The organism is Sphingomonas sp., assembly GCF_026460985.1.
GTDB lineage: Bacteria > Pseudomonadota > Alphaproteobacteria > Sphingomonadales > Sphingomonadaceae > Sphingomonas.
In genome coordinates this window covers 47,104-53,842 of the sequence record NZ_JAPKNM010000026.1, presented here as the reverse complement: position 1 = coordinate 53,842, position 6,739 = coordinate 47,104, and the positions used below count along the sequence as shown (strand labels likewise).

Annotated in this window: 7 protein-coding genes and 1 pseudogene; 3 read left to right on the top strand and 5 right to left on the bottom strand. The window is 66.6% G+C overall.

All coding sequences use genetic code 11. The features are described from left to right. Window positions 1–263: 263 nt before the first annotated feature. Window positions 264–476: pseudogene (locus MT490_RS05490) on the top strand (transposase); the annotation flags it as partial. 32 nt (window positions 477–508) lie between these two features. Here MT490_RS05490 and MT490_RS05485 read toward each other — a convergent pair. From MT490_RS05485 to MT490_RS05465, 5 genes are all read right to left on the bottom strand, one after another. Beyond that, window positions 509–1,012, bottom strand: coding sequence for an N-acetyltransferase (locus MT490_RS05485; RefSeq protein ID WP_297384979.1), 504 nt, complete (start codon window positions 1,010–1,012; stop codon window positions 509–511). A 10-nt stretch (window positions 1,013–1,022) separates the two neighbouring features. Further along, entirely contained in the window at window positions 1,023–1,541 is a 519-nt protein-coding gene (locus tag MT490_RS05480) for a tail fiber protein (RefSeq protein WP_297384978.1), read from the bottom strand. An 11-nt stretch (window positions 1,542–1,552) separates the two neighbouring features. Beyond that, the gene (locus MT490_RS05475) at window positions 1,553–2,056 is read right to left on the bottom strand and encodes a tail fiber protein (protein WP_297384976.1); all 504 of its coding nucleotides are present in this window, start codon (window positions 2,054–2,056) and stop codon (window positions 1,553–1,555) included. 12 nt (window positions 2,057–2,068) lie between these two features. Continuing rightward, a complete protein-coding gene (locus tag MT490_RS05470; protein ID WP_297384975.1) occupies window positions 2,069–2,575 on the bottom strand; it encodes a tail fiber protein in 507 nt (168 codons plus the stop codon). Between the two features lie 101 nt (window positions 2,576–2,676). Continuing rightward, window positions 2,677–4,005 carry a hypothetical protein gene (locus tag MT490_RS05465; RefSeq protein ID WP_297384973.1) on the bottom strand — a complete coding sequence of 443 codons (1,329 nt, stop codon included), beginning with the start codon at window positions 4,003–4,005 and terminating at the stop codon, window positions 2,677–2,679. 114 nt (window positions 4,006–4,119) lie between these two features. Here MT490_RS05465 and MT490_RS05460 point away from each other — a divergent pair, with 114 nt between their 5' ends. Next, window positions 4,120–5,748, top strand: a complete 1,629-nt coding sequence (locus MT490_RS05460) for a M28 family metallopeptidase (protein WP_297384971.1) — start codon at window positions 4,120–4,122, stop codon at window positions 5,746–5,748. A gap of 10 nt (window positions 5,749–5,758) precedes the next feature. Beyond that, window positions 5,759–6,733, top strand: a complete 975-nt coding sequence (locus MT490_RS05455; protein ID WP_297384969.1) for an agmatine deiminase family protein — start codon at window positions 5,759–5,761, stop codon at window positions 6,731–6,733. The last annotated feature ends 6 nt before the right edge of the window (window positions 6,734–6,739 follow it).

The window sequence follows — 6,739 nt, the reverse complement described above, 5'->3', positions numbered from 1 at the left end:
GAGGGGGCGGAACCACTGCGCTCAATTAGAGAGGGCATTGCTTACCTCCCCCTCCGACGCCTTCGGCGCCACCTCCCCCTGGCGGGGGAGGATTTTGAATGTCGATCCGTCCTAGGCCGGATCGACATTCAGGATTCCCAAGAGGGAAGATTGCTGATTCATAGGGTTCCGCGATTGGCGGAGGCTATGAATGGGAGTGAAGCGGTACGAGCTGAGCGAGGCGCAATGGGCGAGGATCGCACCACTGCTGCCGGCAAGACGAGCGATCCGGGAAGGCGCAAGCGGTGATCCCGTCCAAGCGAAATCGCAAGGTCCTCATCCCGCACGACACCGAACTCTATAGGCAGCGCAACCGCATCGAACGATGCTTCAATCGCCTCAAGCACTTCCGACGTTTCGCAACCCGCTATGACAGGCGTACCATCCATTTCACCGGCTTCGTCCACCTCGCCGCCGTCGTCATCTGGCTACGATGAATGTTGATCCGGCCTAGCTTAGGCCAGGACCGCTAGGCGGCGGCACGCCATTCCCAGAGGTCGTACGCGCCCCGGTCGTCATCGAGGATCGTGAAGCCGAGCCGGGCATAAAGCGTGCGCGCCGGGTTGTTCTTCTCGACATGGATGGTGACGCTCTTGCCACGCGGCGCGGCATCGGCGAGCACGTCGCGCAGCAGGGCGCTGCCGATGCCCAGGCGCCGCGCTTCGGGCATCAGCGATATGTCGACGATCCTGACCTCGCCCGGCATCTCGAACAGATAGAGGCGCCCGATCGCCGCGCCGGCGCGCTCGAGGATCATCGCCGCCATGCCGCGATAATGCTGTTGGTAATGCGCGTGCTGCGCCGCATGCTGCTGGAGGAGGAACGCCTGCTTGGCCTCGGCGGGCCAGGGCAGCGGTGCCAGCTCCTCGGAGCGCGTCGAGGCATAGAGCGCCGCGGTAAAGGGCAGGTCCGCGTCCGACATCGGCCGCGGCACGACGCCGAGCGTGGCGGCCTGGTTCAATGGCGGCGGCACGGCGGCGCTCTCAGGGACGAGCCGGGAAGACGCCCTGGAGTGCGATGCAGAAATTGACGGCCAGATAGGGCATCATGTTGTTGTGCGGCAGACCGCCACCGGCGGCGGAGAGCGACTGGGGCGCCATCTGGACGATGGTCAGCGTGTTCGAATAGACGTTCAGATTGGACCGCGTCAGCGAATTGCCCGTCGGCACGTTCGACTCGTACTGGTCGTCCGCCGCGGTTACCAGTCCGTGGGTGTGCGACGGAATCTCGCTCTGGAGCAGAGTCACGTTTTCCGAGCCGCCGGTCTGGCCGAGGTCGTACAGCGACAGGCCGGGCCCCTGGCCCTGATGTAGCGGCACCGAACCCTGGAGATTCGGCAGCTGGAAAGTGCTCTTGCCGTCACCGCCATACGTGGTGCCGAGCAGCGAGAAGAGGGCGGTGTTCTGCGAAAGCGGCAGGAGCTGACCGTTGCAGAACGCCCACCCCGTAGGCGCGAAATTGAACGGAAAGACCCGGATTTCGGCGACGAACGGATCGGCCAAGGGAGGGCTCCTCAGGTTTGGCTCGGGAAGATCCCGAACAGCGAGATGATGAAGTCGACGCAGAGATAGGGCTGCATGTTCTCGTGCGGCTGGCTGCCGCCCACCGGCGTGATCGCCTGGGTGTTCAGCGCCGTGGTAGGCTGCGCATTGATGAATGCGTCGATCGACGTGGACTTGCCGATCACCTGGTTGGTCGGCGTCGGCGAAGTCGCGGAGTTGAGGGACGCCTGCATCGCGTGGGTGTGCTGCGGAATCTGCTGCACCGTGAGCGTGACCTGCTCGACACCGCCCGTTTCCGCCTGGATGAAGCCATTCCCAAAATGCATCGGCACGCGGCCGCGCAGATCGGGCAGCGCGAAGGTCTCCTGACCGTCGCCGCCATACATGGTGCCGATCAGGGTGAAGAGCGTGTCGTTCTCGGAGATCGGCAAAAGCTGACCTTCGCAGAACATCCATCCGTTCGGCGGGAAATTGCCCGCGAACATCCGGATCTCACCGATATAGGGTTGCGCCATCGGCCGGGTTCCTCAGTTTTGCGAGGGGAAGATGCCCTGGAGCGCGATGCACCAGGAAAGCGTCAGAAATGGCTGCATGTTCATGTGCGCCTGACTGCCGCCGACATTGCCGACCGTACCCGCGGCGAGCGGAGTCAGGGCCGCGGCGCCGGTATAAAGATCGTTCGGTGCCGTGGAACTGAGAAGCTCGGCGTTGGTGGGGATATTGTTGTTCGTGGCCGCCGTGGTCGCCTGCAGGAAGTGCATGTGCGTCGGCAGCTCGGAAATGGTGAGCGTATGCGCCTGCTCTCCGCCGGCCTGGCCCAGCGTATAGCCGTTGCCGAAATGCATCGGCACGCGTCCCTGGAGGTTCGGGAGCGCGAAATTCGTCTGTCCGTTGCCGCCGTACATCGTGCCGAGCAGCGAGAACAGGGCCTGGTTCTGGTTGATCGGCAGGAACTGGCCGTTGCAGAACGCCCAGCCCTTTGGCGGGAAGTTAAAGGAAAAAAGCCTCAACTCCGACAAAAACGGCTCAGCCATGCCTGAATCCCCCCCGATGAGCCACAGTGTACTCACGAAACGAGCTTGAGCAAGTCCTATTCGTCATCGCCGGCGCACTGGCGCGGCGGCGGCAGCGCAAGTCAATGTTCTTTCCGGAAAAGATGCATGGATGCGAAGTCGATGAAGACCGGCCAGTTGTCGCGGTTGCTATGCCCGCCCTGGTGCTGCCGGAAACCGAGCTCGCCCGCGACGACGGGCGTGAGCACCGGCGGGAAGGCGGTGGCGGCCAGCCCGCGCCGCCCGAGCAGCGACCAGGCCGGCGAGGCGGCCGCGGCGGCGAGGAAACTGCCCTTCGGGTCGACCCAGCCGTCGCCGGTCTCGATCGTCCCCGCTCCGATGAAGATCGGGCGCGGCGCGGCGAGCGCGATCAGCATGTGCGCGTCTACCGGCAGGTCCTGCGGGGTCAACGGCCCGGCATATCTGAGGAAGTTGCCGGCGAACCAGTGATATTCGCCGCTCGCCGCGAGATTGCCGATTCGTTCGCCGAAATCGCGCCGGTAGAGCGCCGCGCCCCCGGCGCCCGAGGAGCCGATGAAGCCGATCGCGAAGCGCGGGTCATAGGCCATGGCGACCAGCGCCGCCTTGCCGTAGCGCGACAGGCCCTCGATGCCGATTCGCCGCGAGTCGACCGCGCGATCGCCGGCCAGCGCATCGAAGGCCCGGCTCGCGCCCCAGGCCCAGGCGCGCAGCACGCCCCAATCCTCGGGACCGCGCTGCCTGCCGTGCAGCGAAATGCCGATGACGCCGGTATCGAGCCCGCCGCCATTGTCCGCCTGGATCGAGTTGGCGACCACCACCGCATAGCCGAAGCCGCGCGCGAGCAACTGCTCGGTATAAAGCGGGCCCGGATCGGGCGCGCGCGGCGGGCCGGGGAAGCGGAATCCCTCGGGAAAGCCGAGGGAGAGGATCACCGGCACGCGCGCCTTCGACTCGGCGGGCAGCGTGTAGCGGAGCGCGATCTCCGCCTTGGCCGCGGGCCAGGCGCGATTGTCGACGATGCCGGTCAGCCAGCTTTTGACCACGGGCACGCCGCCCTCGACGGCGCGCTCCCACCTGTCGACGCGCCAGCGGATCGCCGGGGCGGTCGCGGGAACGCGGCCATAGATCTCGCGGTCGAACAAGGCGACGATCTCGCTCCGGCGCTTCTCCCAGGCCCGGGCAGTGGTCACGGGCGTGCCGTCGACGAAGCGGAGCAGTTCGGGAAGCGCAGGCGTGCCCGCCTTGGCCTCGTCGTAATTGGCCGCGTTGGGCGCATCGCGGTTGAACCCGTCCGCGCCGGGGCGGGTGCCGGCGATGCCCAGCCGGTCGAGCATGATGCGCCGGTCGGCATCGGCGGCGCGATAGTCCTGCTGCGCCATGGCGGGTGCGGCGAGCATCGCCAGCGCCAATGCAGCCATGATCCAGCGCATCGCTCTCTCCGTGGTGATCGCTATCATTGCTGCACCAGCTCGGAGCCGGCCGCAATGCTTGCCGGTGCTTCACTGCGCTGCCACACTCGCGGCATCCCCTTCGCAGGAGTTCCCATGCGCCTTGCCCTCTCCGCCATCCTGTTGCTCGCGAGCGCGTCGGCCGCGGCCCAGACCGCGCCGCAAATCTCGCTCGATACGCTCAAGCAAGTCACCGAGCGCCTTGCGTCGGACGAGTTCGAGGGCCGCGCGCCGACGACTCCGGGCGAAGAGAAGACGCTCGCCTATCTGGTCGAGCGCTTCCAGAAGGCGGGGCTCAAGCCCGGCAACAAGGGCAGCTGGTTCCAGGACGTGCCCTTGGTCGAGCTCACGCCGCAGAATGTTTCACCGCTCGTCTTCAGTGGGGGCAAGACGCCGGTCAGCCTCGACTATCGCAAGGATATGGTGATCGGCACCTATCGGGTGACGCCGAAGGCCGAGATCAAGGATAGCGATGTCGTCTTCGTCGGCTACGGCATCAACGCGCCCGAGCGCGGCTGGAACGACTATGCCGGCGTGGACGTCAAGGGAAAGACGGTCGTCATCCTCGTCAACGACCCCGACTGGCAGACCCAGGGGCTGCAGGGCGAGTTCGGCGGGCGCGCGATGACCTATTATGGCCGCTGGACCTACAAGTACGAGGAGGCCGCGCGGCAGGGCGCCGCCGCCGCGATCATCATCCACGATACCGAACCCGCGGCCTATGGCTGGGGCGTGGTCCAGTCCTCCTGGACCGGGCCGCAGCTCGAGCAGGATACGCCGGGCGATCACATGGACCAGTCCAAGGCGATCGGCTGGATCCAGCAGGACGCCGCCCAGGCGCTCTTCGCCAGCGCGGGCAAGGATTACGCTGCATTGCTGGAGGCGGCGAAGCGCAAGGGCTTCAGGGCGGTGCCGCTGGGCGTGAAGGCGAGCGTGTCGTTCGACAATGCGATCCGGCGCCAGGCGTCGAAGAACGTCGTCGGCATTCTGCCGGGCAGCGCACGGCCTGACGAAGTTGTGCTCTATTCGGCGCATTGGGATCATCTCGGCCGCTGCGACGCGGTGAACGGCGACGACATCTGCAACGGCGCGCTCGACAACGCCTCGGGCACCGCCGCTTTGGTCGCGCTCGCCGAGGCGCATGTGAAGGCGGGACCGGCCAAGCGCAGCCTCGTCTTCCTTGCCGTCACCGCCGAGGAATCGGGACTGCTCGGCTCCAAATTCTATGCCGAGAACCCGGTCTTCCCGCTTTCGCAGACCGTGGGCGGGGTCAACATGGACGGCGTCAACAATGTCGGCCGTGCCAAGGATTTCGTGCTGGTCGGCGTCGGCAAGTCCGAGCTCGAGGACCTGGTGAAGCCCTTCGTGGCGGCGGAAGGGCGAGTGATCGTCCCCGAGCCCACGCCCGAGCGCGGCTATTATTACCGCTCGGACCATTTCAGCTTCGCCCGGCTCGGCGTGCCGATGCTCTATGGCGAGAGCGGCGAGGACCTGCGCGTCGGCGGCAAGGAAGCGGGCAAGAAGGCCTCGGACGACTATACCGCGAACCGCTATCACAAGCCGCAGGACAATTATGATCCCAACTGGAACTGGGACGGCGCGATCGAGGATCTGACGATCTTCTACAGCCTCGGCCGCCAGCTCGCCGAGGGATCGAGCTGGCCCAATTGGTATCCCACCGCCGAATTCCGCGCGATCCGAGACAAGAGCCGCGCGGGGCGGTAAAGGCGCGCCCATGATTCTGCCGCCCCCGCCCGAATGGGCATCGCACGACGCCGTCTGGATCGGCTTTCCGAGCCACCCCGAATTGTGGCTCGAGGACCTCGAGCCCGCGCGGGCGGAAGTCGCCGCCTTCGCACAGGCGGTGCATGCCGGCGGGCGCGGCGAGACCGTCATCCTGGTCGCCGCCGACGAGGAAGCGGCTGCCGCGGCGCGGGAATATGCCGGTGACGCCGCCCGCGTGGTGGTCGAGCCGTTCGGCGACATCTGGCTGCGCGACACCGGCCCGATCGTCGACGGCGCGGGCCGCGCGCACGACTTCGGCTTCAACGGCTGGGGCGGGAAGTACGACCTGCCCGGCGATTCGGACGTCGGACGGCGGCTGGCGAAGCGCGAGCAGCTTGCGGTCGAGGAGCATGGCTGGATCCTCGAGGGCGGCGCGATCGACGGCGACGGCACCGGGCTGTGCGTCACCACCGAGCAATGCCTGCTCAATCCCAACCGCAACCCCAATCTGAGCAAGGCCGATGTCGAGCGCCTGCTCGCCGCCGATCTCGGCTACACCCGCGTGCTCTGGCTCGGCGACGGCCTGCTCAACGACCATACCGACGGCCATGTCGACAACCTTGCCCGCTTCGTCGGCGAGAACCGACTGCTGATCCCCGAGGCCACCGACAACGACCCCAATTGGCGCGTCTATCAGGACGCCGCGCAGCGCGCCGAGGCCTTCGGGGTCGAGGTCGTCCGCTTCCCTTCGCCGGGCCGGGTGCTCAGCCCCGAGGAGGAGATCATCCCCGCCAGCTATATGAACTTCTATATCGGCAACGCCGCGGTGGTCGTCCCCGTCTATGGCCAGGCGAACGACCAGGCCGCGATCGCCGCTCTGGCGGAGCTTTTCCCCGGCCGGCAGGTTGTCGGGCAGCGCGCCGACCATATCTTGACCGGCGGCGGCAGCTTCCACTGCATCAGCCAGCAGCTTCCCCGGCTCTGAGGAAAT

Bases quoted from the DNA above. Each gene is read 5' to 3' on its own strand.
- MT490_RS05475 (WP_297384976.1), bottom strand. From the start codon at position 2,056: ATGGCGCAACCCTATATCGGTGAGATCCGGATGTTCGCGGGCAATTTC.
- MT490_RS05470 (WP_297384975.1), bottom strand. From the start codon at position 2,575: ATGGCTGAGCCGTTTTTGTCGGAGTTGAGGCTTTTTTCCTTTAACTTC.
- MT490_RS05465 (WP_297384973.1), bottom strand. From the start codon at position 4,005: ATGCGCTGGATCATGGCTGCATTGGCGCTGGCGATGCTCGCCGCACCC.
- MT490_RS05460 (WP_297384971.1), top strand. From the start codon at position 4,120: ATGCGCCTTGCCCTCTCCGCCATCCTGTTGCTCGCGAGCGCGTCGGCC.
- MT490_RS05455 (WP_297384969.1), top strand. From the start codon at position 5,759: ATGATTCTGCCGCCCCCGCCCGAATGGGCATCGCACGACGCCGTCTGG.